This is a genomic window from Streptomyces sp. NPDC001507 (assembly GCF_042894765.1).
Taxonomy (GTDB): domain Bacteria; phylum Actinomycetota; class Actinomycetes; order Streptomycetales; family Streptomycetaceae; genus Streptomyces.
This window is the reverse complement of the sequence record NZ_JBIAVV010000015.1, coordinates 175,473-201,585: the sequence shown is the minus strand read 5'-3', so window position 1 is coordinate 201,585 and position 26,113 is coordinate 175,473. Positions and strand designations below refer to the sequence as shown.

The 26,113-nt window shown below is 71.6% G+C and carries 18 protein-coding genes; 14 read left to right on the top strand and 4 right to left on the bottom strand.

Going from position 1 to position 26,113, the window contains the following annotated elements:
• Positions 1–67: 67 nt before the first annotated feature.
• Entirely contained in the window at positions 68–2,962 is a 2,895-nt protein-coding gene (locus ACFY0K_RS40435; protein WP_390644054.1) for a vitamin B12-dependent ribonucleotide reductase, read from the top strand.
• 86 nt (positions 2,963–3,048) lie between these two features.
• Here ACFY0K_RS40435 and ACFY0K_RS40430 read toward each other — a convergent pair whose 3' ends face one another.
• Positions 3,049–3,582 carry a TerD family protein gene (locus tag ACFY0K_RS40430; RefSeq protein ID WP_390644053.1) on the bottom strand — a complete coding sequence of 178 codons (534 nt, stop codon included), beginning with the start codon at positions 3,580–3,582 and terminating at the stop codon, positions 3,049–3,051.
• A gap of 150 nt (positions 3,583–3,732) precedes the next feature.
• Between ACFY0K_RS40430 and ACFY0K_RS40425 the strand changes: the two genes are divergently transcribed.
• The 3 genes from ACFY0K_RS40425 (at position 3,733) to ACFY0K_RS40415 (ending at position 6,024) form a co-directional block, all read left to right on the top strand.
• The gene (locus ACFY0K_RS40425) at positions 3,733–4,338 is read left to right on the top strand and encodes a YdbC family protein (protein ID WP_351960235.1); all 606 of its coding nucleotides are present in this window, start codon (positions 3,733–3,735) and stop codon (positions 4,336–4,338) included.
• Between the two features lie 86 nt (positions 4,339–4,424).
• Positions 4,425–5,084, top strand: coding sequence for a histidine phosphatase family protein (locus ACFY0K_RS40420; RefSeq protein ID WP_351960234.1), 660 nt, complete (start codon positions 4,425–4,427; stop codon positions 5,082–5,084).
• 10 nt (positions 5,085–5,094) lie between these two features.
• The gene (locus ACFY0K_RS40415) at positions 5,095–6,024 is read left to right on the top strand and encodes an ADP-ribosylglycohydrolase family protein (RefSeq protein ID WP_390644052.1); all 930 of its coding nucleotides are present in this window, start codon (positions 5,095–5,097) and stop codon (positions 6,022–6,024) included.
• A 650-nt stretch (positions 6,025–6,674) separates the two neighbouring features.
• Here the strand turns inward: ACFY0K_RS40415 and ACFY0K_RS40410 are convergent.
• On the bottom strand, positions 6,675–8,222 hold the full coding sequence (locus ACFY0K_RS40410) for an MFS transporter (protein ID WP_390644051.1): 1,548 nt from the start codon (positions 8,220–8,222) through the stop codon (positions 6,675–6,677).
• Between the two features lie 187 nt (positions 8,223–8,409).
• Here ACFY0K_RS40410 and ACFY0K_RS40405 point away from each other — a divergent pair, with 187 nt between their 5' ends.
• From ACFY0K_RS40405 to ACFY0K_RS40395, 3 genes are all read left to right on the top strand, one after another.
• Positions 8,410–9,033: a TetR/AcrR family transcriptional regulator gene (locus ACFY0K_RS40405; protein WP_351960231.1), complete on the top strand. Its 624-nt coding sequence runs from the start codon at positions 8,410–8,412 to the stop codon at positions 9,031–9,033.
• A gap of 82 nt (positions 9,034–9,115) precedes the next feature.
• Positions 9,116–9,817, top strand: coding sequence for a ribonuclease HII (locus tag ACFY0K_RS40400; protein ID WP_390644050.1), 702 nt, complete (start codon positions 9,116–9,118; stop codon positions 9,815–9,817).
• A 68-nt stretch (positions 9,818–9,885) separates the two neighbouring features.
• Positions 9,886–10,512: a hypothetical protein gene (locus ACFY0K_RS40395; protein WP_390644049.1), complete on the top strand. Its 627-nt coding sequence runs from the start codon at positions 9,886–9,888 to the stop codon at positions 10,510–10,512.
• 302 nt (positions 10,513–10,814) lie between these two features.
• On the opposite strand, the gene ACFY0K_RS40390 is transcribed toward ACFY0K_RS40395, so the two are convergent.
• Together ACFY0K_RS40390 and ACFY0K_RS40385 are read right to left on the bottom strand one after the other, a co-directional pair.
• A complete protein-coding gene (locus tag ACFY0K_RS40390) occupies positions 10,815–11,435 on the bottom strand; it encodes a hypothetical protein (protein ID WP_390644048.1) in 621 nt (206 codons plus the stop codon).
• 286 nt (positions 11,436–11,721) lie between these two features.
• Positions 11,722–13,887 carry a RecQ family ATP-dependent DNA helicase gene (locus tag ACFY0K_RS40385; protein WP_390644047.1) on the bottom strand — a complete coding sequence of 722 codons (2,166 nt, stop codon included), beginning with the start codon at positions 13,885–13,887 and terminating at the stop codon, positions 11,722–11,724.
• A gap of 130 nt (positions 13,888–14,017) precedes the next feature.
• On the opposite strand from ACFY0K_RS40385, the gene ACFY0K_RS40380 reads away from it, so the two are divergent.
• The 7 genes from ACFY0K_RS40380 to ACFY0K_RS40350 all read left to right on the top strand — a co-directional run bounded on the left by ACFY0K_RS40380 (position 14,018) and on the right by ACFY0K_RS40350 (position 26,060).
• Positions 14,018–15,673, top strand: coding sequence for a DUF4192 family protein (locus tag ACFY0K_RS40380; protein ID WP_390644046.1), 1,656 nt, complete (start codon positions 14,018–14,020; stop codon positions 15,671–15,673).
• A gap of 388 nt (positions 15,674–16,061) precedes the next feature.
• Positions 16,062–18,173 (top strand): glycogen debranching N-terminal domain-containing protein, encoded by a 2,112-nt coding sequence (locus tag ACFY0K_RS40375; RefSeq protein ID WP_390644045.1) that lies wholly within the window; start codon positions 16,062–16,064, stop codon positions 18,171–18,173.
• 188 nt (positions 18,174–18,361) lie between these two features.
• On the top strand, positions 18,362–19,120 hold the full coding sequence (locus tag ACFY0K_RS40370) for an NUDIX hydrolase (RefSeq protein ID WP_351960224.1): 759 nt from the start codon (positions 18,362–18,364) through the stop codon (positions 19,118–19,120).
• Positions 19,121–19,200: 80 nt separating this feature from the next.
• A complete protein-coding gene (locus ACFY0K_RS40365; protein ID WP_390644044.1) occupies positions 19,201–21,942 on the top strand; it encodes an ATP-binding cassette domain-containing protein in 2,742 nt (913 codons plus the stop codon).
• A 162-nt stretch (positions 21,943–22,104) separates the two neighbouring features.
• Positions 22,105–22,992, top strand: a complete 888-nt coding sequence (locus ACFY0K_RS40360; RefSeq protein WP_390644043.1) for a FadR/GntR family transcriptional regulator — start codon at positions 22,105–22,107, stop codon at positions 22,990–22,992.
• Positions 22,993–23,514: 522 nt separating this feature from the next.
• The gene (locus tag ACFY0K_RS40355; RefSeq protein WP_390644042.1) at positions 23,515–25,071 is read left to right on the top strand and encodes an RNA polymerase sigma factor; all 1,557 of its coding nucleotides are present in this window, start codon (positions 23,515–23,517) and stop codon (positions 25,069–25,071) included.
• Between the two features lie 122 nt (positions 25,072–25,193).
• Positions 25,194–26,060 carry a serine protease gene (locus ACFY0K_RS40350; protein WP_390644041.1) on the top strand — a complete coding sequence of 289 codons (867 nt, stop codon included), beginning with the start codon at positions 25,194–25,196 and terminating at the stop codon, positions 26,058–26,060.
• Positions 26,061–26,113: the final 53 nt, after the last annotated feature.

Sequence of the window (26,113 nt, the reverse complement as noted above, 5' to 3'; positions counted from 1 at the left end):
AACAGAACAGTGTGTCACGGGAACATCGTGGCATTTCAGGGCGTTTTAGCCCGTACAGGGAGGCGGCATGACAGAGACGGCGAGCGGTCCGGCACGGAGTTCCCGCGCGAAGGGCACCAAGGCCACCAAGGGACTGCGTATCGAGCGCATCCACACCACTCCCGGCGTGCATCCGTACGACGAGGTGAGCTGGGAGCGCCGTGACGTCGTCATGACCAACTGGCGCGACGGCTCGGTCAACTTCGAGCAGCGTGGCGTCGAGTTCCCCGACTTCTGGTCGGTGAACGCGGTCAACATCGTCACCAGCAAGTACTTCCGCGGTGCCGTCGGCACCCCGCAGCGCGAGACCGGCCTCAGGCAGCTGATCGACCGCATCGTGAAGACGTACCGGAAGGCCGGCGAGGACCACAAGTACTTCGCCTCGCCTGCCGACGCCGAGATCTTCGAGCACGAGCTGGCGTACGCCCTCCTGCACCAGGTCTTCAGCTTCAACAGCCCCGTGTGGTTCAACGTGGGCACCCCGCAGCCCCAGCAGGTCTCGGCCTGCTTCATCCTGTCCGTCGACGACTCCATGGAGTCGATCCTCGACTGGTACAAGGAAGAGGGCATGATCTTCAAGGGCGGCTCCGGTGCCGGCCTGAACCTCTCCCGGATCCGCTCCTCCAAGGAGCTGCTCTCCTCCGGCGGCAACGCCTCAGGACCGGTCTCCTTCATGCGCGGCGCCGACGCCTCCGCGGGCACCATCAAGTCCGGCGGCGCCACCCGTCGCGCCGCCAAGATGGTCATCCTCGACGTCGACCACCCCGACATCGAGGACTTCATCGAGACCAAGGTCAAGGAGGAGGAGAAGATCCGCGCCCTCCGCGACGCGGGCTTCGACATGGACCTGGGCGGCGACGACATCACCTCCGTCCAGTACCAGAACGCCAACAACTCGGTCCGCGTGAACGACGAGTTCATGAAGGCGGTCGAGCAGGGCGGCCAGTTCGGTCTGCGCGCCCGGATGACCGGCGAGGTCATCGAGGAGGTCCAGGCCAAGAGCCTGTTCCGCAAGATGGCCGAGGCCGCCTGGGCCTGTGCCGACCCGGGCATCCAGTACGACGACACCATCAACCACTGGCACACCTGCCCGGAGTCCGGCCGGATCAACGGCTCGAACCCCTGCAGCGAGTACATGCACCTGGACAACACGTCCTGCAACCTCGCCTCGCTGAACCTGATGAAGTTCCTGAAGGACGACGGCAAGGGCCACCAGTCCTTCGAGGTCGAGCGCTTCGCGAAGGTCGTCGAGCTCGTCATCACCGCGATGGACATCTCCATCTGCTTCGCGGACTTCCCGACCCAGAAGATCGGCGAGAACACCCGCGCCTTCCGCCAGCTCGGCATCGGCTACGCCAACCTCGGCGCCCTGCTGATGGCGACCGGTCACGCCTACGACTCCGACGGCGGCCGTGCGCTGGCCGGTGCCATCACCTCCCTGATGACCGGCACCGCCTACAAGCGCTCCGCCGAACTCGCCGCGGTCGTCGGCCCGTACGACGGCTACGCCCGCAACGCCGACGCCCACAACCGGGTCATGCGCCAGCACGCCGACGCCAACACCGTCGCCGTCCGCATGGACGACCTGGACACCCCGGTCTGGGCGGCCGCCACGGAGGCCTGGCAGGACGTCGTGCGTCTCGGCGAGAAGAACGGTTTCCGTAACTCCCAGGCGTCCGTCCTCGCCCCGACCGGCACCATCGGTCTGGCCATGTCCTGCGACACCACCGGCGTCGAGCCCGACCTCGCCCTGGTGAAGTTCAAGAAGCTGGTCGGCGGCGGCTCGATGCAGATCGTCAACGGCACGGTCCCGCAGGCCCTGCGCCGCCTGGGCTACCAGGAGGAGCAGATCGAGGCGATCGTCGCCCACATCGCCGAGAACGGCAACGTGATCGACGCTCCCGGCCTCAAGCACGAGCACTACGAAGTGTTCGACTGCGCCATGGGCGAGCGCGCCATCTCCCCGATGGGCCACGTCCGCATGATGGCCGCGATCCAGCCGTGGATCTCCGGCGCCATCTCCAAGACGGTCAACATGCCGGAGTCGGCGACCGTCGAGGAGGTCGAGGAGATCTACTTCGAGGCCTGGAAGCTCGGCGTCAAGGCGCTCGCGATCTACCGTGACAACTGCAAGGTCGGCCAGCCGCTCTCCGCCAAGACCAAGGAGAAGGAGAAGGCCGAGGTCACGGAGAAGGCCGAGGCGACCATCCGCGAGACGGTCGAGAAGGTCATCGAGTACCGCCCGGTCCGCAAGCGCCTCCCGAAGGGTCGTCCCGGCATCACCACGTCCTTCACCGTCGGCGGTGCCGAGGGCTACATGACGGCCAACTCCTACCCGGACGACGGCCTGGGCGAGGTCTTCCTGAAGATGTCCAAGCAGGGCTCGACCCTCGCCGGCATGATGGACGCCTTCTCCATCGCGGTCTCCGTCGGCCTCCAGTACGGCGTCCCGCTGGAGACGTACGTCTCGAAGTTCACCAACATGCGCTTCGAGCCGGCCGGCATGACGGACGACCCGGACGTGCGGATGGCGCAGTCGATCGTCGACTACATCTTCCGCCGCCTGGCGCTCGACTTCCTGCCGTTCGAGACGCGCTCCGCGCTCGGCATCCACTCCGCCGAGGAGCGCCAGCGGCACCTGGAGACCGGTTCGTACGAGCCGTCCATCGACGATGACGACGTCGACGTCGAGGGGCTGGCCCAGTCGGCGCCGCGCGCCCAGGAGCTGAAGGCCGTCGCCGCGCCCAAGATCGAGGTGGCCAAGCCCGCCCCGAAGCAGGCGCACACCAGCGCCGAACTGGTGGAGATGCAGCTGGGCATCCAGGCCGACGCCCCGCTCTGCTTCTCCTGCGGTACGAAGATGCAGCGGGCCGGTTCCTGCTACATCTGCGAGGGCTGCGGCTCGACCAGCGGCTGCAGCTGACGAGTCGATGTGACGTGAAGTAAGGGGCGCCGGCCGTGGCCGGCGCCCCTTACCGTTCACCTGTCCCGGCGGTCGGCCGACCGCCGTCAGGGGCGGCCGAGTCCGCCCATCTCCCGGCTGAAGACCACCGGATCGTCCTCGAACCCGTGCAGCCCCGGCCGGAAACCCCAGTCGCCGGACCCGTCCCGCACGAACTCCGCCACAGTGGCCGCCGTCGCCCCGAGGACCGAGCCGAAGTCGTCCTCGGCCAGCACGTTGTAGCCCTCACGGACACGGACGGCCGGGTTCAGGACGTTCACGAACGTCCGGTGCGCGGCCCGCTGCTGGATGACCACGCCGACGACCACGCGCGCGTACCGGCCGTCGAGCCGGTCCAGTTCGAGCGTCATCACCTCGTCCCAGCCGAAGCCCTTGCCGTCCTGGCTGTCCCGGTTGAGGAAAATCGTGCCGTCGGGCGAACGGCTGTCGAAGTGCACCAGATAGGCCGGAGCTCCGTACGGGTCGGCCGTCGTGAACGTCCCGGCGACGACGTCGAGATCGGTGGGCGGCTGCCCGGAAGGGCTGGGATCCCACTTCACCGCGACCTCGACCTTGCGGAGCGCCTTGCTGAAACCGCTCACCACGCGTCCCCTTCCCCCTAGAGGTCACTACCCCAACTGATGGTTTGCCAAGGCTCTTTGTCCATCGTGCCACGCGCGCGGGGGCGCATGCGCGGGTGATCTCAGCCGGAGCGTGACCGACGCCACGCCCTGTGGCCTTACGATGGCGCGGTGCTGGTCAAGTGGATTCGCTGCACCGTGGTTGACCGCCGGGGCTTCGAGCGGGGGCAGCGGAAATGGGCGGGGCTTCCGGGGGAGCCGGGATTTCGGGGACAGGGCGGGGGCTGGAGTCGGCAGCGGCCTGGAGTGGCGCACATCTTCGCCTTCTGGGAGAGCCGTGCCTTCTACGACTCCTTCATGGCGCGTTCGCACGACCGCCTGGCCGCGTCGCAGTCCGGCACGTACAAGGATCAACAGGTCAAACTTTTCGAGTACCGGTTCGACGTGAAGACCGGTTTCGAACCCCGCTTCACCGACAGCGACCTGGTCCGGGTGGCCTTCTGCCGGGTGCACGAGGAGCGCGTCGAGCACTTCACGCTGATGCAGGAGAAGGTCTGGAACCCGGCGATGGCAGGCTCGCCCGGCATGATCCGCGGCATGTTCGCGGAGGCGCCGGAGCACGAGTTCATGATCCTCTCGATGTGGCGGTCGGCCGCCGAGCACGGCAAGTACCGCACCGAACGGGTGGAGCGGCTGGCGCTGCGGGCCCAGACGGAGGCCGACATCGCCGCCCTTACGGGTGACATCGTGGAGCTCGAACCGAGCTGGATCGTTTGAATATCCAACCCTCGATTTGTGTGACCTGCGCTGTATGGGGCCCATCCGAGTGCTCGATTTTTCGTCACTCGATCTAGGGTTTTGGCATGGCACGACCACGGCGCATCGTCCTTGTCCGGCACGGCGAGTCAACCGGCAATGTCGACGACTCCGTGTACGAGCGGGAACCCGACCACGCGCTGGCCCTCACCGAGCGGGGCTGGCGGCAGGCCGAAGAGACCGGAAAGCGCGTCCGGGAGATCTTCGGCCAGGAGCGCGTCAGCGTGTACGTCTCCCCGTACCGCCGTACGCACGAGACCCTCCGCGCCTTCCACCTCGACCCGGATCTCATACGCGTGCGCGAGGAGCCCAGGCTGCGAGAGCAGGACTGGGGAAACTGGCAGGACCGCGACGACGTACGGCTGCAGAAGACGTACCGGGACGCGTACGGGCACTTCTTCTTCCGCTTCCCCCAGGGTGAGTCGGGGGCCGACGTCTACGATCGTGTCGGCGGCTTCCTGGAGAGTCTGTTCCGCAGCTTCGAGGCGCCGGACCACCCGCCCAACGTGCTCCTGGTGACCCATGGCCTGGCGATGCGGCTGTTCTGCATGCGCTGGTTCCACTGGACGGTCGCGGAGTTCGAGTCGCTCTCCAACCCTGGGAACGCCGAGATGCGGATGCTCGTTCTCGGGGACGACGGCAAGTACACGCTCAACCAGCCGTTCGACCGCTGGCGGGACCCGGAGCCCTACTGGATGAGCGGCTAGGCTGGCCGCGATGACCTCCTCCTCTGATTCCCCGATCCCGGGGCGCCTGGAGCGCGCCCTGGCCAGCCTGCGCGGACTCGCGGTCGGCGACGCGCTGGGCTCGCAGTTCTTCGTGCCGGTGAACTACCCGCTGCTGAAGCGCCGGGAGCTGCCTCCGGCCCCCTGGCAGTGGACCGACGACACCGAGATGGCCTGTTCCGTCGTCGCCGTCCTGGCCGCCCACCACCGCGTCGACCAGGACGCACTGGCCCACTCCTTCGCCGCGCACCATGACTTCGACCGGGGCTACGGCCCTGCCGTCAACCGCTTGCTGCGCCTCGTCCGGGAGGGCGGCGACTGGCGCGAGCTGGCCGCCGGGCTCTTCGACGGGCGCGGATCGTGGGGCAACGGCGCGGCGATGCGGATCGCACCCCTGGGTGCCTGGTACGCGGACGATCCTGAGCAGGCCACGCACCAGGCCGAGATCTCCGCCTACCCCACCCACCAGCACCGGGAGGCCGTGGCCGGCGCCATGGCCGTGGCGGCCGCAGCGGCCCTGGCAGCCGCGCCCGGCGGCCCGCCGACCCCCGAGGCACTCCTCGACGGGGTCGTCGCCCTGGTCCCCAAGAGCGCCGTCGGCCAGGGCCTGCGGCGCGCCCGCGACATGCTCGACTACGCCGACGCGGGCACCGTCGCGGCCGTCCTGGGCTGCGGACGCCGTACGACCGCCCATGACACCGTCCCCTTCGCCCTCTGGTCGGCGGCTCGTGCCCTCGGCGACTACGAGACGGCGTTCTGGGCGACCGCCCAGGTGGGCGGCGACGTGGACACCACCTGCGCCATCGTGGGCGGCGTGCTCGCGGGCGGCAGGGCGGGAGCGCCGCCGACCGCATGGACGGAGCGGACGGAGGCGCTGCCGGAATGGGTGCCGACGGGGGCGGGGACCGGCGTCGGCCGGTGACCGGCTGAGGCCGGGGGCAGAGCCTGTGTGGACCGTTGTGCAAGCCGACGTGCGGATCGATGTGCGGCGCGTGTGCGGCTCCCACGTGGTTCGGTGACTCCTCGGAGCCGACTCGTGCCAAGAGTCGCGAGGCCGCGCCGCCCCGGACGCGACGAAGGCGTCGGAGACGTGTGACGAGGCCGGGGCGCCGCTGTCTTGTGGCGGACTGGCTGGACGAGGGCTGTCGAAGTGCGTCAGCGCAGAGCCTCGTCGGTAGGAAGCGGGGTCCGGCCCCGACGTCTGCGGGGTCCGGCTCCGACGTCTGCGGCCCAAGTCGAATGCCGCCGTCCGTATAGGAAACTCTCCGTACCCGATGGGAACTCTACGTGACCATCAGGCGTTTTCCCTACAGCCGCCCCACCGGCGCATGTGCCGGGAGGCGGGTGGGAGGCGTAGTCGCGGGGAGGTGTCGGTGGGGGTGGGTCGGGTCGGCACTTCCGATGGTGTGCGCCGTGCTGATGATCGCGGCGCCGATGGTCGTGATGCGGACGGCCGGGATGCGGAAGGCCGTGATGCGAGTGGCCGTGATGCGGGAGGCCGGACCTCGCTCTCTGCCGTCTGTTCCCCGGTGGAGGTCCGGCCGTCCGCGGCTCCTTGCGGACCCGGTGAGGTCAGCCCATCCCCGGGCCGGCCGTGCCGGCGAGGGCGTCGAGGTCGCTCTTGCGGACCTTGATCACCAGCCAGGCGGTGAGGAGCCCGAGTCCGGCCATGACGGCGGCGGGGATGAACGCGGTCGAGATGCCGTGCGCGAGCACTTCGTTCCCCCACGGCGCCGGCAGCTGATGGGTCTTGGCGAACTCGCCCTTCTGTTGCGGCGAACCCCCGGCGAGGAACTTCGGCAGCTGCTTCTTCGCCTCGTCCTTGCTGGCCGAGCCGAACACCGTGGTCAGAATGGACAGCCCCAGCGAACCGCCCACCTGCTGCATGGCGTTGAGCAGCCCGGAAGCCGCACCGGCCTCGTGCTGGGAGACACCGGAGACCGCGGTGACGGTCGCCGTCACGAAGTTCAGCCCCATGCCGAAGCCGAAGACCAGCATGGGTCCGAGGATTCCGCCGAGATAGGAGCTGTCGGGCTTGATGAAGGTCTGCCAGGTGAGTCCGACGACCACGAGCGCCGAACCGGCCATCATGAACGGCTTCGGGCCCAGGACGGGCAGGAACCGCTGCGAGAGCCCCGCGCCGACGGCGATGGCCGCCGTCACGGGCAGGAAGGCCAGACCGGCCCTGATCGGGCTGTAGCCCAGCACGTTCTGCACGAACAGCACGATGTAGAAGAACATGCCGAACATCGCGGCGGCGAGGCTGAGCATGATCACGTAGGTGCCGGAGCGGTTGCGGTCGGCGAACATCCGCAGCGGCGTGATGGGTTCCTTCGCTCGCGTCTCGATGAAGACGAAGGCCAGCAGCAGGACCACCGCGGCGGCGAACGAGCCGAGTGTCAGACCGTCGCGCCAGCCGTCCTCCGAGGCCCGGATGAAGCCGTAGACCAGGGCGGCCATGCCGAGGGTGGAGGTCAGTGCCCCCGAGATGTCGAAGCGTCCGGGGTGCCGCTGGGACTCGTTGATGTACTGCGGGGTGAGGACGGCGATCAGCAGCCCGATCGGCACGTTGACGAAGAGCACCCAGCGCCAGTCGAGCCAGTCGGTGAGCATGCCGCCGGCCAGCAGACCGATGGCCCCGCCGCCCGCGGAGACGGCGGCGAACACGCCGAACGCCCGGTTTCGCTCCGGACCTTCGGGAAACGTCGTGGTGATCAGTGCCAGCGAGGTCGGCGACGCGATCGCGCCACCGACACCCTGGAGGGCGCGGGCCGCCAGGAGCTGCCAGGGTTCCTGGGCGAGACCGCCGAGGAGCGAGGCGAAGGTGAACAGCAGGATGCCGGTCATGAACACCCGGCGCCGGCCGAGGATGTCGCCGGCCCGTGCGCCGAGGAGCAGCAGGCCGCCGAAGGTGAGCGTGTAGGCGCTGACCACCCACGTGAGGTCCGTGGTGCTGAACTTGAGCGCCTCTTGAATGTGCGGGAGCGCGATGTTCACAATCGTCGCGTCGAGTACCACCATGAGCTGGCAGGCCGCAATCACGGTGAGCGCGATGCCGGGGCGCCCCTGCCGACGGGCCGCACCCGGTTTCTGGTCCGGTATCAGTTGAGAGGTTGTCACTATGGATCCCCCACGAAGGTGTTAGTGAACGCCAGCGTTCACTGTCGCGTCAACGGTAGTGAGTCCCCGGTAGAGAACGCAAGCGTTCACTTAACTGCGCGTCGCGTGCCGCGTCCCCCTTGCCGTCGCGCGCCGCGTCCCCCGCTCCGGAATTCCCGCTTCCCTTCGCTCGCTGGAGAAACATCAGATGGTTACCTCGCGCTGGACTGCCGCTGCCCCCCAGGCGGCCTCCCCTCGTCGGCGCGGCGCGGTCCTCGAACGCGCGATCCTGGACGCCGCCCTGGAGCAGCTCAGCACAGTCGGCTGGAACGGCCTCACCATGGAGGGCGTCGCCGCCGGTGCTCAGACCGGGAAAGCGGCGGTCTACCGTCGCTGGCCCTCCAAGGAGGAACTGGTCGCCGACGCGCTGCAGGCCGGCCTGCCACGTCTGGAGGAGGCCCCCGACCTCGGCAGTGTGCGGGAGGACCTGTTGGCCCTGTGCCGTCAGGCCCGGGACGCGATGTTCTCGCGTCCCGGCTTCGCGCTGCGGTCTGTGATTCACGAATGCGATCCGCTGCAGGTCGAGCGGTTCCATGGTGTGATTTTCGACGGGGTGGTGGGGCCGACGATCCAGTTGATCGGCGACATCGTCACCCGCGGGATCGAGCGGGGCGAGGTGCGCGCCGACGCGGCCAACGGCTATGTCCTGGACGCCATTCCGGCGATGATGATGTACCGAAACAAGATTTCCGGAAGCGAATGGAACGACCAGGAGATCGAGGAGATGATCGACCGGTTCATGCTTCCGCTGCTGCTGTCGCACGGGGCGTGAGCCGCGCCTTGGGCGGTCCCCGGCACGATCCGGGAGGCCGGGGTGTCGCTCGGGGATCAGTGCGGCGTACGCTAAGGGCGCCATGCCGTACGAACCGCCTACTCACACCGTCGAGCGCTCCCTTCGCGCCACGACCGGAGCCAAGGTCATTGCCGGTGTCGACGAGGTGGGGCGCGGTGCGTGGGCCGGGCCCGTCACCGTCTGTGCCGCGGTCACCGGCCTTCGCCGACCGCCCGACGGCCTCACCGACTCCAAGCTGCTGACCGTCAGGCGGCGTACGGAACTTGCGGAGGCGCTGCGGGGGTGGGTTACGGCCTACGCCCTGGGGCACGCCTCGCCGGAGGAGATCGACGACCTCGGGATGACAGCCGCACTGCGACTAGCGGCGTTCCGGGCCCTGGAGACCTTGCCGGTCCGTCCCGACGCGGTCATCCTCGACGGGAAGCACGACTACCTCGGTACTCCGTGGCGGGTGCGCACGGTCATCAAGGGTGACCGATCGTGTGTGGCCGTGGCCGCCGCCTCGGTGATCGCCAAAGTTCAGCGCGACAAAATGATGGCCGAACTGGGTATCGACCATGCAGACTTCGGATTTGCGGACAACGCCGGGTACCCGTCGCCCGTGCACAAGGCCGCACTGGAGGTGCGGGGCCCCACCCCGTACCACCGGTTGTCGTGGGCGTATCTTGATGCGCTGCCCCAGTGGCGGCACCTCAAGAAGGTCCGCAGCTGGGCGGAGGGAAGCGTTCCGGAGATCGAGGGTCAGCTCGGCTTCGATTTCTGACCTTCCGGTCGCACAGTTGTGCCACCCGGTTCACGTGACCTGCACCAACGTTTGATAAATATCAGCTCATGCCTCTCATTCCCGAGGAGCCTCAGATTCACGAGAGTGCCCAGGGTCCCCGCGCCACTCCGGCCAGTGGCCGTACCGCGCCGACCCCTCGTCCCGTACCCGGCCCCCGCCCCGCGGCCCCGTCGCGTCCCGGTCGTCCCGGCCCTCTGCGGCCCACGCCGCCGGTGCAGCGCACGTCGCGTGACGTGGCCAAGCCAGGCCAGTCCGGCCCGGCCGTACCCGCCGCGGCAGCGGCGGCCCCGCAGATCCAGCTGATCCCGGCCACGGTCGAGAGCGCTCTCGACGCGGCCGAGGAAGCAGTGGACCTGCTCCTCGAATCGGGTCGCGCCCCCGGCGACGTGCTGGTGATCACCACCGGCGCGCAGCATCCGTGGGCCGAGCACGAGCTGTCCTTCGGCGAAGCCTCCTACTGGGCCCAGCACGACGCGGGCGACGACGTCTTCTACGCGGACGCCGCCGTCGCCTCCCGTGCCGTGACCCGCTCCGTGGTCGTCGTCGCCGTCAACGGCGGCCCCGACACCGCCGCCGCCACCGCGCTGCCACTGGCCCTCTCCCGGGCCGGCGCCCTGCTGATCGTCTGCGGCGACCCGCAGCACATCAACTCGGTGCTGGGGGCAGGCGTCTGAGTTGCCTCCGGCACCTCTGGGGCTCCGGCGGTACCGAAGGGGCCACGGCGGTGATGCGCACAGTGGTGCCTTCGGCGTGCCCGGGACGAGGGGCCGATGCCGCTGCCCGCCGCGGGGGTGGCCGCCGGGTGACCGGAGGATCCGGCGCGCGGGCACCGGGCCGGACCCTCGGATGACCGGACGGCGGAACGATCGCCCCGGCGCGCGGCGCGGCGTGACCGCAGGGTACTCCGCAAGGTGACGTCAGGACGCCGTGCCTGGCGCGACGTGACGGGTCGACGCTCCCGCGCGGGGGCCGCGGTTCAGCGGGCGGCCGCTCGGCGCAGCACCTCGGAGACGGCCCCGCCGGTACGCGGCGACAGGGGCCGGGCCTCGGACAGGGCGAAGGGTTCGGGAGGCGAGTCGGCGTTGGGACGCCGGCCGCCACGACCCTCGCCGAGCACCTGCCAGCCGTCGTGCGTCAGCGTGATGTACGCCCCGCAGCGCAGCCCGTGGAGAGTGCAGGCGTCCCGCAGTCCCCACATCCAGGCACCATCCTCCTCCGTCCAACGCGCGTCCCCCTCGCGGCAGTAGAGCAGTACGGCGGTCCGCACCGGGGTGCGGCGGCGCAGGTCGTGCGGGATGACCCGGCGCAACTGGGCGAGCAGCGCGTTGCGGAACATCCAGCCGTCGGCCGGGGCAGAGCGCCGGCCGAAGGAGGCGCTGGCACACAGCCGCTCCTCCGGATCGAGAACGGCGACGACTGCGGTGCCCGGACGGGGGCGATGCCGGGTGTGCAGGCCGCTGACGACCTCACGGGGGTTGCGCAGCAGCGGTATTCCGGCGTCGGCCCACTCCGCGGGCTCGAGCAGGCGACTGGCGGACGCGGCGGACGCGGACGGCGACAACGATGCCGCCGAGGACGGAGCGAATCCGAAGGTCACGTTCCTCCCTTCGGCTACGCGCCCACACTGCGGGCGAGATCGGATTCGGGGCCGCGCGCACCGCAGCAAAGCCCAACCGGATCACGGACGAGCCGTGCGGGGAGCGGACCTCAATTCTTGCTGTCGAACTTGGATGCGGCAACGAGCAAATGGGGCGACCGACTGTTATCTGGCGGTGCGTCGCTTATATCCCTACCCGTTGAGATGCCGGGCGACCCCTGGGACGTTCGAGCACGGCACGTTCGTACGCCGCACCCGGCGCCGGATCCGAGCAGCAGCGGGCCGGTCAGCCCTGCACGGCGAGGACCAGCGGCAACACCCCCCGCACCCCGGACTTACGGAGCAGGCGCGCCGCCACCGCCAGGGTCCAGCCGGTCTCGGTGAAGTCGTCCACCAGCAGGACCGGTCCCCGGACCTCGGCGAGGGCGGCGGCCAGGCCGGGCGGCACGGTCAGGGCACCGTCGAGGGCCTTCAGCCGCTGGGCGCTGTTGCTGCGCGAGACCCGGAGCGCATCGCCCGCGTACTCGACGGAACCCAGCAGGGGCATCCGGCCGACCTCCGCGATGCGCGCGCCCAGGGAGTGGACCAGCCGGGGCCTGGAACGCGAGGCGACGGTGACGACACCCGCCGGGCGCGGCTGCGGGTCGGCCGCGCCCGGAGCCCAGCCGCCGGGTCCCTTCGCCCAGTCGGCCAGCACGTCCACCACGGCGCGGGCGACATCGTCCGGCACCGGCGTGTCCGCGGCCTGGGGAGCGAGCAGCGGTCGTAGCCGATTGCCCCACCCGATGTCCGACAACCGTCCCAAGGCCCGTCCCGCCGACGCCTGTTCACCGGCCGGAATGCGCCCCTTGAGATCGATTCCGATGGCCGGCAGCCCGGTCGGCCACATCCGGCGGGGCTCCACCTCGACGCCCGCGCGGCCCAGGTCGACCCGCGCGGCGTCCAGCGCGGCCGAGGTGGTGTCGGCCGTGAAGCGGGGCCGCGCGCAGTTGTCGCAGCGGCCGCACGGTTTCGCGCCCTCGTCGTCCAGTTGGCGCTGCAGAAACTCCATCCGGCACTCCGGCGTGGCCGCGTACTCGCGCATCGCCTGCTGCTCGGCCTCACGCTGCCTGGCCACCCAGGCGTACCGATCGGCGTCGTACGTCCACGGCTGCCCGGTCGCGACCCAGCCGCCCTTGACCCGCCGGACCGCGCCGTCCACGTCGAGGACCTTCAGCATGGACTCCAGCCGGGATCGGCGCAGTTCCACCCGCGGCTCCAGCGCGGGCAGCGACACGGGACCGCCGGCCAGGGAGAGAACGTCCAGGGTGCGGCGCACCAACTCCTCGGACGGGAAGGCGAGCGAGGCGAAGTAGTCCCAGATCGCCTCGTCCTCCCTGCCCGGCAGCAGCAGCACCTCGGCGTGCTCGACACCGCGGCCCGCACGGCCCACCTGCTGGTAGTAGGCGATGGGGGAGGAGGGCGAGCCGAGGTGCACCACGAACCCGAGGTCAGGCTTGTCGAAGCCCATACCGAGCGCGGAGGTGGCGATCAGCGCCTTGACCCGGTTGCCGAGCAGGTCGTCCTCCGCCTGCTGCCGGTCGGCGTTCTCCGTCTTCCCCGTGTACGACGCCACGGCGTGCCCGCGCTGCCGGAGGAACGCGGTGACCTCCTCGGCCGCGGCCACGGTGAGCGTGTAGACGATGCCCGAACCCGGCAGGTCGTCCAGGTGGTCCGCGAGCCAGGCCATCCGGTGCGCGGCGTCCGGCAGCCGCAGCACGTTCAGGCTGAGGCTCTCCCGGTCCAACGGGCCGCGCAGCACGAGCGCGTCCGAGGTGCCGCCGGTGCCCAGCTGCTCGGCCACGTCGGCGGTCACCCGCGCGTTGGCCGTGGCGGTGGTCGCCAGCACCGGCACGCCCGGCGGCAGGTCGGCCAGCATGGTGCGCAGCCGCCGGTAGTCGGGCCGGAAGTCGTGGCCCCAGTCGGAGATGCAGTGGGCCTCGTCCACCACGAGCAGGCCGGTCGCCGCGGCGAGTCTGGGCAGGACCTGGTCGCGGAAGTCCGGATTGTTGAGCCGCTCCGGGGACACGAGGAGGACATCGACCTCGCCGGCCGCGATCTCCGCCTGGATCGACTCCCATTCCTCCGTGTTGGAGGAGTTGATGGTGCGGGCGTGGATGCCGGCCCGGGCCGCGGCCTCCACCTGGTTGCGCATGAGCGCGAGCAGCGGGGAGACGATCACTGTCGGTCCCGCGCCGGAGGCTCTCAGCAGCGAGGTCGCCACGAAGTACACCGCGGACTTGCCCCAGCCCGTGCGCTGGACGACCAGGGCGCGGCGCCGGTCCGCGACCAGCGCCTCGATCGCCCGCCACTGGTCCTCGCGCAGCCGGGCGGCGCCCGTGCCGTCCCCGACGAGACGGGCGAGGACGGCGTCCGCCCGGGTCCGCAGTTCCGCGTTGCTCGTGTGCTCCATGCGTCCATACAACAGGACGGGACCGACAGCCGGGCGGGCCTGTGGATACCGGAGACGGCTTTGTCGTGCCCCTGATTCGACTTATCCACAGGCCAAACCGGAATCACAGGATCCGCGAGATCGTCTGCGCATGACGAATCACAGCGAAACCACCGGACCCTCCGAAAACGGCGACATCACCCGAGGCGCGGTCCCGCTCGGGCCATCCGCCCACGACACCCAGGTCACCCTGCGCACCCCGGCCGAACTGGCCGATGCGCTGCCCTATCTGCTCGGGTACCGCCCCGAGGACAGCATGGTGCTGGTGGCGCTCCACGACCGTGCCGGCCGCGGCCGCTTCGGCGGACGCGCCCGGCTCGGCATCCCCGCCCACCAGGACGACTGGGAGGCGGCCGCACGCCAGCTCGCGCAGGGGCTGGTGACCGGCGGCGAGCGCCGGGGAGCCCGGCCCGAGCAGATGGTCGCCTACGTCTGCCAGGAACCGGCGGCCGGCGAATCGGGCCGGGACGTGATGCTCCGGCTCGCGCCCCTGACCCAGCTGCTGCGTGTCGAGTGCGGTCGGCTCGACGTGCCCGTGATCGAGGCACTGTGCGTCTCGGACGGCCGCTTCTGGTCGTACTGCTGCCCGACCGAGGAATGCTGTCCGCCCGAGGGTGCCCCCATGGGCCTGCCCGGCACCTCGGTGCTGGCGGCCGCCGCCACCTACGCCGGGATCCAGGTCCGAGGCAGCCTGCGCGAACTGCGGGCCAGGCTGCTGCCCTGGGAGGCCGGCGCCGTGCTGGAGCAGGAGATCGCCCTGGACGGCGCCGGCATGGCACTGGTGCCCCGCATCCTCGATGACGCGTTCCGCGCGGACGTGGCCGAGGAGACCCTCACCCTTGCCGGGCGGGTCATCGACCGGTTCGCCGCGGCCACCCCGGTGTCCGGCACCCACCAGGCGGATGCCCGCGACGACACCCTGCTCTCCCACGAAGAGGCCGCGACGCTGGTTCTCGGACTGCAGGACCGCACGACCCGCGACCGCGCGGCCGCCTGGATGGAGGGCGACGAGGCGGGACCGGCCCTGCGGCTGTGGCGAGCCCTGGCCCGCCGCTGCGTCGGCCCCTACGGCGAACACGCCGCCGCTCCTCTCACGCTGGCGGGCTGGGTCGCCTGGTCGACCGGTGACGACCTGGAGGCACGGGAAGCCTTCGCGATGGCCCTGGGCGCGGACCCCGGCTACCTCTTCGCCAAGCTGCTCCACCAGGCCTGCAACGAGGGCATCGACCCGGAGTCGATCCGCCGCTGCCTGCGCACGGAACGCACGGAACCTGCGGAGTGCGTGGAACCCACGGAGCACACGGAACCCACGGAGCTTACGGAACCCACGGAGCGCCCGGCACGGATGGAACTCACGGACCGCGTCGGCCGCGTGGCGCCGGACGGCACCGCAGCGGACGGCACCGCAGTGGTCGGCACCGCCGTGGTCGGTACCGCAGCGATTGCGGACGCAGCGGTCGGTGACGACGGTCCGCCGCACCACGACGCCGCCGACTCGTCGGCCGCCGTTCCCGGCACCCGCGGCGGCCGCCCGCCACGCCTCGGAGAGACCGCCGGCGACCGACGGCCGCGGCCGTCCGGAGCCCGGCCGCGACAGGTGCGCTCGGCGCGCACCCGCCCCGGCGCCGCCGGGCCGGGCCGCACGCGCACGCGTGCCGCGGAGAAGGCGGAGCGGAGTGAGACAGGTGACCGAGCCGCGCAGGAGGGCGGCCGCCCCGCGACCGCCCGCAACGAGGGGGACGAATGAGACGAATGAACAGCGAGGGGACGGGTGAACGGGGGACGGTCATGGGTGGCAGCCAGCCGGGCCTGGGCCGGTGATGTCGGCCGCTGGTCTCGGATCCTCGCAGGCGGCGCGCGGCACCTCGGCCGCCCGCTCTCCGGCGGGTGCCGCATCGGCCCGTCGGACCCGGGATGCACGCGGCCACAGGCGCTGGTCGGCCGGAGTGAACGACGCGGCACCGCACGGACATCCGATCGGCTTCGGCAGCCGGAGGCGTGACCAGGAGGAGTCCGTCACCGTTCACCTGAGTGGCGGAACGCCTGGACGGGCCGTGCCGCCGTCCGTCCCTTCGGAGCCCTCCGTCCGGCGCCCGGCACATCACGGGCGCACAGCGCACAGAAGAAGCCTCCCCATGCATCAGCCGACTCCGCCCTCCACTGCCACCGACAACCGCCGGCTGCGGGACGGTCCGCCCTGGCCGCCACCGGCGGACGGCGGCCTCGGCCCCGGACAGCCGCGCGGCCGGGCACCCCGGCCCACCCCGACCCGCCTGGCTGCTCAGGGCCCGGGGCGCGCCGGCGGCCTGCCGCCCACGCACACCGCCCTGATCTGTGTCGCGCTGCCCGGCCTCGCCATCTCCACTGAAGACGGTCAGCTGACCGGCCAGGGGCTGGAAGGGTTCTACCGCGCGGGCCGGCGGCTGCTCGCGCGCTGCCAGGTCCGCGTGGCAGGCCGTGAACCGCTCGCGGTGCAGGCCCGGGTGACGGGAGCGGACTCCGCCCGCTTCGTCGGCACGCTCCGGGTCTCCCCGGCGGCCGGCCCGGATCCGGACGTCGTCGTGGAACGGATCCGGCACGCCGACGGCACGGAGCGCATCATCTTGCGCAACTGCGCACCGCACCCCATGCGCCTGCCTCTGGAGGCGGCCCTCGGTACGGACCTGGCAGACCTGAGCGCCATCGCCTCCGGCGCCCCGGGACCCGAACTCCCGGCCACTGTCCACGACTCCGGCCTTCGCTGGACCACCGCCACCGGCAACGCCTCGGTCACGGCGGACCCGCCACCGTCCGATGCGCTGGCCTCGGCGGGACTGCTGCGCTGGGAGTTCGAGCTGCCGCCGGGCGGAACGGCGAGCGTGGAGCTGCGAGTGCGCCCGGACGGCGCGAGCCACCTGCGCGCCGTGGGACGTGCCGCGAGCAGCCCGCTGGCACCGGCCAGAGCGACGGGCGACGACCCGAGGGCGACCGCCTTGCTGAGGGCGGCCATCGACGACCTCCAGGCGCTGCTGCTCCGCGATCCCGCACATCCCTCCGACAGCTATCTCGCCGCCGGGGCGCCCTGGCGCTGTGGTCTGGCACCGGCCGAGGCACTCGCCGCCGCCCGGATGACCCTGCCCCTCGGCACCCGCCTCGCCGCAGGCACACTGCGCATCCTGGCACGCACCCAGCTCCGCGGTCCGGGACTGCGGACCGGCATGATCCCCGGCCCGCACCGCGACGCCGGGGCACACCTGCCGCCGGGCTGCACGGGGACGGAGGCCACCCTTCTCTTCCCCGTCCTGCTGTCGGAGGCCCGCCGGTGGGGGCTCCCGGAACAGGAGACGCGGGAACTGCTGCCCGCCGCCGAGCGTTGCCTGGCCTGGCTGCGCACCACGGTGGGCGACCATGCCTACCTCCGCGACCCGCAGCCCGGCGGCCTCACGCGTGGCGAGACCCAGGCCCACGCCCATCGGGCCGCCCTGCTCGGTGCCGACCTCCTCGATGCCTGCGGGCGGCCCGGAAGCGCGGGGCTGCGGCAGTGGGCTGCGGAGCTGAGAAAGGCGTTCCGCGCTGACTTCTGGATCGATGACCGGGGCGGCGGCCGTCCTGCGGCGGCCCTGACCCCGGACGGCCGGCCCCTGGCCCACCTGGGCTCCTCCACCGTGCACCTGCTCGACACCGGCCTGCTCGGTGCCGGCGAACTGGCCGTCGGCCTGCTCGACAAGGTGCAGACCGAGCAGCTCGCCCGGCTGCTCGGCGGACCGGCCATGGACTCGGGATGGGGGCTGCGTGGCCTGGGCGCGAAGGAGGCCGGGCACAGTCCGTTCGGACATCGCTCCGGCGCCGTCCGGGTCCAGGAGACGGCGCTCGCCGTCGCCGGGCTGGCCGCCGCGGGCTACGAGAAGGAGGCGGGCGGGCTGCTGCGTGGCCTGCTCGCGGCGTCCGAGCACTTCGGTCACCGGTTGCCGGAGATGTTCGCCGGAGAGCAGCGCTGCGAGGGAAGTGCGCCCCTTCCGCATCCCGCGGCCTGCCGTCCGGCGGCCACGGCCGCCGCGGCCGGGGTCCTGCTCCTCAGCACCCTTGCCGGCATCCGTCCCGACGCCCCGGCAGGTACCGTCACCCTCCGCCCGGTCCACAGCGCCCCCCTGGGCGAGCTCGGCCTGACCGGGCTGCGAGTGGCCGGTGCTCCCTTCTCGGTGCGGGTCAGCCGGCTCGGTCTGGCCATGGTCGAGCAGGCCGCGGACGGCCTGCAGCTGGGGGTGTGAGCTCCTGGCGGGAGAAGCCCGACCATGTCCGGCGTCACGGCCGTGGCGAAAGGACGACCGGGTCACGAACGTGTGCCGGAAGGAACGGAGGCGCATACCGGAGGCGCATACCGGAGCGAAGTGGATCAGCCGTCGGAGTGAGTACCGAAGGGAGTGTTTATCGTCAGGCAGACGACTATGATCACCGCATGCCCTACGACCCGTCAGCCTTTCCGCCGTTCGCCGTCACCGTGGACCTGGTCGTGCTGACCGTGCGCCGACATGCCCTGTGTGCGTTGGCGGTGCGCAGAGGCGAGTCGCCGTTCCAGGGGCGCTGGGCGCTGCCGGGCGGCTTCGTGCGGGCCGACGAGGACCTTTCGCAGGCGGCGGCGCGGGAACTCGCCGAGGAGACAGGGCTGCGGGCCCACGGCCCCGACGCCCCCGCGCAGGAGGGCGGAGCCCACCTGGAGCAGCTGGCGACCTACGGTGATCCCAAGCGCGACCCGCGGATGCGTGTGGTCAGTGTCGCCCACCTCGCCCTCGCCCCGGACCTCCCCGCACCGCGCGCGGGCGGCGACGCCAGCAACGCCCGCTGGGCGCCGGTGGAGGAGCTGCTCGCGCAGGGCGGCTACGGCCGGGACGGCGAGTCCGTCGCGCCGCTCGCCTTCGACCACGCCCAGATCCTGTCCGACGGGGTGGAACGGGCCCGGTCCAAGATCGAGTACTCGTCCCTGGCCACCGCGTTCTGCCCGCCCGAGTTCACGGTCGGCGAGCTGCGCCGGGTCTACGAGGCGGTGTGGGGGGTGGCACTCGACCCGCGGAACTTCCACCGCAAGGTGACCGGAACCCCCGGCTTCCTCGTCCCCACCGGGGGTACGACCACCCGCCAGGGCGGTCGTCCGGCCCAGCTTTTCCGGGCCGGCGGGGCCACTCTGCTCAACCCGCCGATGCTCCGGCCCGAGGTGTGACCGTCCGACAGCGCGAACTTGGGCGAGGTTAAAACCTTCTATACCCGGAAAAACGGTCATTCCGCGCTATCTTCCCTAAGGTGATCCAGGCCTTCGGACTGACCAGCACCCCCCGCAAGGCGCACCCGCCCGCCGTCGACGACGTGACCTTCGAAGCGAGCGCGGGCCGCGTCACCGCCCTCCTGGGCGGGGCAGGAGCGGGCAAGACCACGACGCTCAGACTGATGCTCGAACTTCAACAGGGCCGCGGCCTCACCTACTTCAGGGGTCGCCCCCTGCACCGCATCGCCCACCCCGCGCGCGAGGTCGGCGTGGTCCTCGGCGACGTCCCCGGTCATCCGTCCCGCTCGGTCCGCGGTCATCTGCGCATGCTGTGCGCGGCGGCCGGGGTGCCCGCCCGGCGCGCCGACGAGGTGCTCGAAGCGGTCGGGCTCGTCAGCCTGCGTGAGGAGCGCCTCGGCACGCTGTCGCACGGCATGGACCGCCGGCTCGGCCTGGCCTGCGCCCTCCTTACCGATCCGCACACCCTCGTCCTGGACGAACCCGCGGACGGCCTCCCCACCCGTGAAGCCCTCTGGCTGCACCGCATGCTCCGGGCGCACGCGGGGCAGGGCGGCACGGTTCTGTTCACCACCGCCGACCCCAAGGAGGCCGCCCGCGCCGCCGACCGCGTCGTCACCCTGGAGACCGGCAGGCTCGTCGCGGACCAGGAGGCCGGCGAGTTCGCCCGCACCCGGCTCCGCCCGCGCGTGGCCGTCCGCAGCCCCCATGCCGCCCGGCTCGCCGCCGCCCTCAGCAAGGAGGCCCGCACCGCACACCGCTCGGTGGAGGTCGTGGAGGAAGGCGGCAACCGCCTCTCCGTGTACGGCAGTTCGACAGCCGAGGTCGGCGAGACCGCCTTCCGCCACGGCATCCTGGTCCACCAACTCGCCGACGAGACCGGTGACATGGGGGCGGGCGCCGGGGCTGAGCCCCAGGCGGAGGAGGGGTCCGAGGCGGGAGCGGCGCCGCGGACGGAGCGGCCGGAGCCGGACCCCGTTGAACCGGCCGCGGCCGAGGAGGGGTGGCCTGCGGGCGATCGGCGAGATGCCGAGAGTGCCGGGGAGCAGGCCGCGGTGCACGGTGACCGGCCGGCGCATCCGCAGCCGGCCGCGGAGGTGCCTGCCGCCGGTCGGCAGGACGCGCCGCACGCGGACCTGCGCAGGGACGCGGACACGCCCGCGGTCGCACCGCAGCCGAGGGCGGAGCTGGGCGGCCCGCAGCCCGCGGTCGCCCCGGGCCTTGCGCAGCAGCCGCGCACCCCCGACCAGGAGCAGGGCCGGAGCCGGCCGACGGCCGCAACGGAACCCTGCGACGCGGCTGAATCCCAGTCCTGCAGTACCGTCGCGGGCCGCGCCGGCCACCTGCCCGTCACGTCTCTGCCGACGACTGCGGACACGGAGCGTGACACCCTTGTGCGAGCCGCGGGCGAGTTGCCCGCTCCGGCGACGGCCGAGCCGTCGACCGCTGCCTCGGCCGCCCCCTCGACCGGCAAACCGTCGGCCCCCGTCGGATCCGTCGGCTCCGTCGGCTCGGCGGGGACCTCCGGGCACGCCGGGACGACCCGGACAGCGCCCGCCGTGCCCGCCCAGCCACCGGCCGCCACGTCCGCCCAGTCGCCGAGCCCTCCGGTGTCCGGCCAAGCCCCGACCGCCCGCCCGTCGGCCCGAGTCGCGGCCGCCGCGGCCCGGTCGACGCCCTGCGCGGTGTCCGCCGATGCACCTGCGGACCGGCTCCCGACGGACGTGGGGCCCGCCGAGGCAGTCAGCGATGAGCTGCCGATCCGCGCCGCAACCGCGGACGCTCCTGCAACCCGGCCCTGCATCCCCGCGGGAGCCGCCGAAACCTCCGCCGTCCAACGGCCCGCCGAGCACCCGCAGCCGGAACCCCGCAAGGCTCCGGCGACCGGCGAGGAGTCCGTCCCGCCGCCGGTCGCCCCCGCGCGCCGCGACGGCGCCGATGGCGAGCCGGACCTTCTCTCCCCGCTTCCGCCCCCCATCTCCGTCCGCCCCGCCCCCAGCCCGCTCCGCCCCCTGCGCTACGAACTGCGCCGGGCCGCCGGCATCGGCACCGGCTTCCTCACCTGCGGTGCCGTGCTGCTGGTGTCCGCCCTCAGCGCCGTACTGCTGGCCCGGGTGGGACACACCCCGCAGGCCCGGCTGTTCGCCGCCTGGCCGCGGGAGCTGCCGCTGCCTCCGGCGGCGCTCGGCGCGGGACTGCTCGGGGCCCTGGCCTTCGGAGACGAGTTCCGTCACCCCGCGCTGGCCTCGGACCGTGGCACGGTGCCGCGCCGACTGGGGCTGCTCACCGCGAAACTGCTGGTCTCCGGAGCGACCGCGGTCCTGCTCTCGTTCCTCACCCTTGGCTGTGACGCCGAAGTGCTCTACCTCGTCTACGGACGGGAGCTCGCACAGGTTCCCGCCGACTGGATCTCCCTGACCGCGAGTTGGTTCGCACTGGTCGTCGGCTGCGCCTGGGCCGGCGTACTGGCGGCCGGTGTCTTCCGGTCCACCACGGCCGGTCTCGCCGCGGTGCTCGCCGTGCCCGTGCTCGTCGTCCCCGTCGTACACAGGGCTGTGCAGGGGACGGGAGTACGGATGGCCGCCGGATTCCCGATGCGGATGCGGGAGACGTTCCTGCTGAAGTGGCCCTTCGGGGGAGAGCGGTATCTGGTCGGCGCGGCCCGGGTGCTGGCCCAACCTGTGGGCGCCGCACTGGCGTTGTCGCTGGCGGCACTGGTCTGCGCGTATCTGTTCAGCACCCTGCGGACCAGGGCCCGATGACCGGGGACCGGGCGCTTGCGATCCCGCCGTGCGCACAACTCCCCGCAGATCGGCCATTTCTTTCCGATAAGGCGTCAATTGCGATGGGGTGAGCGATCACCCTTTCGTGTGCTTTTCACCAAAGACCTCAAGGGAGTTGGAGGCAGCGCCGACAAAGGATCCGTGAGTACCCTTGCGCACACCATGATGACCGCCGCCCGCTCCGCAGACTCTGGTCTGGTCGGCCCGGGCGAACTCGACCGCTACCCGTACGTGGAGGTCCCCGTCACCGATCGGGTCGGCACGCCCGCCTGGGAGGGCGCGGATCCGGAGCTGGGCCGTGTGGGCCGGCGCGCCGCGGGCAGCCGTGGCCGCGGACTGCACGGTCAACTCGTCCAACAGCTGGGTCAGATGATCGTCTCGGGCGACCTGGGCGCGGACCGCCCCCTGGTTCCCGAGGAGATCGGCCAGCGTTTCGAGGTCTCCCGCACCGTCGTCCGTGAGTCCCTCCGGGTCCTGGAGGCCAAGGGCCTGGTCAGTGCCCGCCCGAACGTCGGCACACGGGTACGTCCCGTCAGCGACTGGAACCTCCTCGACCCGGACATCATCGAGTGGCGGGCCTTCGGGCCGCAGCGCGACGACCAGCGCCGCGAGCTCAGCGAGCTGCGCTGGACGATCGAGCCGCTCGCCGCCCGCCTCGCCGCCGGGCACGGGCGCGAGGACGTCCAGCAGCGGCTCTGCGACATGGTCGAGATCATGAGCCACGCCATGGCGCAGGGTGACGCGCTGACCTTCTCGCGCGCCGACGCCGAGTTCCACTCGCTGCTCATCCAGATCGCCGGCAACCGCATGCTGGAGCACCTGTCCGGCATCGTGTCGGCGGCCCTCCAGGTGTCCGGCGGCCCGGTCACCGGCTGTGAGCGGCCGAACGAGACGTCCCTGGCCCAGCACGCGCGGATCGTCGACGCGCTCGGCACCGGCGACGGCACCGCGGCCGAGTCGGCGATGCGTCAGCTGCTGACCGTCCACCCCGAGGTGGAGCGCGTGGTGCCTGCTCCGCGCGAGCACTGACCCGCGTCGAGAGCGGTGCGCTCGGCCAGCCCCGCGTTGTCGGGGCGCCGTCGGTTCGGGAACCCGCTTCCGTCGGCCGCCGCCGGACCCCGCCGGATCCTTCAGGGCTCCGGCGGGGCCCGGCGGTGCGGCCGGGCCGGGCGCGGTCCGGGCGCGGTGGCCGGTGGCGCGACGGGTCCGGCGGCGTACGACCGGACCTGTTGCGCGGCGGCCGTGCGGCGGGCTCCGAAGTGGTCCGAACGGCCCGGAGAGATCATCAACGACTACCTATGCCCATGTCTGACCGTTTTTGAGCACTTACGGGGTGTGACTCGGGCCACGTAGATTGGGCGTAACGCTCTTGCGAACAACGCGATGACCTAAGAGGTGACAGCCGCGGAGGGAATACGGACGCCATTCATGGCGCTGTGAATCTTCCCCGGCCCTCGCCCGCGCCGTCGGCCCATCCCCAAGCCGGCGGTCGGCTCCAGTCCGTCCCGGACGGGGCCGGAAGCCGTTTTCCAACGTTCCGAGAGGTTGTTCGTGTCGGCCAGCACATCCCGTACGCTCCCGCCGGAGATCGCCGAGTCCGTCTCTGTCATGGCTCTCATTGAGCGGGGAAAGGCTGAGGGGCAGATCGCCGGCGACGATGTGCGTCGGGCCTTCGAAGCTGACCAGATTCCGGCCACTCAGTGGAAGAACGTACTGCGCAGCCTCAACCAGATCCTTGAGGAAGAGGGTGTGACGCTGATGGTCAGTGCCGCGGAGCCCAAGCGCACCCGTAAGAGCGTCGCAGCGAAGAGTCCGGCCAAGCGCACCGCCACCAAGACGGTCGCGGCGAAGACGGTGACCACCAGGAAGGCCACCGCCACGGCCGCCCCTGCCGTGGCGCCCGCCGCCGTCGCCGACGACCCGGCCGAGGAGGCGGCGCCCGTGAAGAAGGCCGTTGCCAAGAAGGCCGCCCCCGCCGCCAAGAAGACGGCCGCGAAGAAGACCGCGACCGCCGCCGCCAAGAAGACGGTGGCCAAGAAGACCGCCGCCAAGAAGGACGACGCCGAGATCCTCGAGGAAGAGGTCCTCGAGGAGGCCAAGGCGGGCGCCGAGGAGCCGGAGGGCACCGAGAGCGCGGGCTTCGTCCTGTCCGACGAGGACGAGGACGACGCGCCGGCGCAGCAGGTCGCCGCGGCCGGTGCCACCGCCGACCCGGTCAAGGACTACCTCAAGCAGATCGGCAAGGTCCCCCTGCTCAACGCCGAGCAGGAGGTCGAACTCGCCAAGCGCATCGAGGCCGGCCTGTTCGCCGAGGACAAGCTGGCCAACGCCGACAAGCTGGCCCCCAAGCTCAAGCGCGAGCTGGAGATCATCGCCGAGGACGGCCGCCGCGCCAAGAACCACCTCCTGGAGGCCAACCTCCGTCTGGTGGTCTCCCTGGCCAAGCGCTACACCGGCCGCGGCATGCTCTTCCTGGACCTCATCCAGGAGGGCAACCTCGGTCTGATCCGCGCGGTCGAGAAGTTCGACTACACCAAGGGCTACAAGTTCTCCACGTACGCCACCTGGTGGATCCGGCAGGCGATCACCCGCGCCATGGCCGACCAGGCCCGCACCATCCGTATCCCGGTGCACATGGTCGAGGTCATCAACAAGCTCGCGCGCGTGCAGCGCCAGATGCTCCAGGACCTGGGCCGCGAGCCCACCCCGGAGGAGCTGGCCAAGGAACTCGACATGACCCCGGAGAAGGTCATCGAGGTCCAGAAGTACGGCCGTGAGCCCATCTCCCTGCACACCCCGCTGGGCGAGGACGGCGACAGCGAGTTCGGCGACCTCATCGAGGACTCCGAGGCCGTCGTCCCGGCCGACGCCGTCAGCTTCACGCTCCTCCAGGAGCAGCTGCACTCGGTGCTGGACACCCTGTCCGAGCGCGAGGCCGGTGTCGTCTCCATGCGGTTCGGTCTCACCGACGGTCAGCCGAAGACCCTCGACGAGATCGGCAAGGTGTACGGCGTCACGCGTGAGCGCATCCGCCAGATCGAGTCCAAGACCATGTCGAAGCTGCGCCACCCGTCGCGGTCCCAGGTGCTGCGCGACTACCTCGACTAGGTCGCGTTCGTACGGCGTCGAAGGCCCGGCCTCCCACCGCGGAGGCCGGGCCTTCGTGCTGCGGGGTGCGGTGCACTGGATGACTCTGGGTGTCCCAGTCCCACCCAGAGTGAGGAGCGTGCATGCGCCGTCCTGTTGCCCCGGCCCTGATCCGGCCGCTGATCCTGGCGGCCGTCAGCACGGCCATACCGCTGGCCACCACGTCTCCCGCCACTGCCGACAGCGTCGTGGTCGGCGGCTTCCCCGTCGACGTCTCCCAGGCCCCCTGGACGGTCGCGCTGTCCAGCCGTGACCGGTTCGGAGGTACGCGGGCCGGTCAGTTCTGCGGCGGGGTGGCGATCGGCCGGACCACCGTGCTGACCGCGGCCCACTGCCTGGCCGACGAGGTCATCGGCGGGCCGTCCGACCCGGTCCGCGACCTCAAGGTCATCGCGGGCCGCACGGATCTGCTCGCCGCACAGGGCAAGGAGATCCCGGTGACCGCGGCCCGGATCAATCCGGACTACGACCCCGACGCGAACACCGGTGACTTCGCCGTCCTCACGCTTGCCGAGCCCTTGCCGGCCCGCGCGGTCATCGCGATGGCCCCCCGGGGGGACACCGCCTACGCGCCCGGCACCAGTGCCCTGGTCTCTGGCTGGGGCGACATCACGGGCGGCGGCGACTACTCACGTCGGCTCTACGCGGCGCGGCTCCACGTGCTGCCGGACGGGACATGCGAGCGGGCCTATCCCGGTGGTCCCGACGGCACCTACCGGTCCGACTCGATGGTGTGCGCAGGCGAGACCGGGGGCGGCCCCGACGCCTGCCAGGGCGACAGTGGCGGGCCGCTGGTCGCCAAGGGCAAGCTGATCGGGCTCGTGTCATGGGGGAGCGGCTGCGGGCGACCGGACAGCCCCGGCGTCTACACGCGCGTCTCGGAGGTCGTACGGGCACTTGGTCCCGGAGGTGCTCTCAGGGGTGCGCGAGGGCCTCACGGGCGCTCCTGAGGGCCTTGACGCGGATACGACGAGGGCGGCCGCTCCCTGAGGAGCGGCCGCCC